At 66.7% G+C, this 493-nt stretch carries 1 pseudogene; it reads right to left on the reverse strand.

Features of this window, described 5'->3' with window-relative positions:
- Positions 1 to 493, reverse strand: a pseudogene (locus tag IF45_RS34540) (AMP-binding protein); the annotation flags it as partial.

Raw genomic sequence — 493 nt, forward strand, 5'->3', positions numbered from 1 at the left:
ATTTTGACTTGGTCGTCGGCGCGGCCGAGGTGTTCGAGGGTGCCGTCGGGGAGCCAGCGTGCGAGGTCGCCCGATCGGTACATACGCGTACCGGTGGTGATGCCGGTGCTGGTGCCGATGTCGTGGTGGGGGTTGGCGGTGAAGCGTTCGGCGGTGAGTTGGGGGCGGTGGAGGTAGCCGCGTGCGAGTCCGTTGCCGGCGACGTACTTGGTGGGTGACGTGGACCGTGGTTTCCGTGATCCCGTACATGTTGATCAGCTGGGTGCGGGCGTCCGGGTAGCGGTCGAACCAGGGCTGGATGTGCTTCGGTTCCAGCGCCTCACCACCGAAGACGATCCACCGCAGATCAGGGAGACCCTGCACGTCGGCGTCGAGGGCGTCGGTGCCCGGTCCGTGGCCGACGAGTTCGCGGAACATGGACGGGGTCTGGCTGAGGAGGGTGACCTTCTCCTGTGTGAGGAGGTGCCACATGGCTTCGGGGTTGCGGGCGGTG

The organism is Streptomyces albidoflavus, assembly GCF_000719955.1.
Taxonomy (GTDB): domain Bacteria; phylum Actinomycetota; class Actinomycetes; order Streptomycetales; family Streptomycetaceae; genus Streptomyces; species Streptomyces albidoflavus.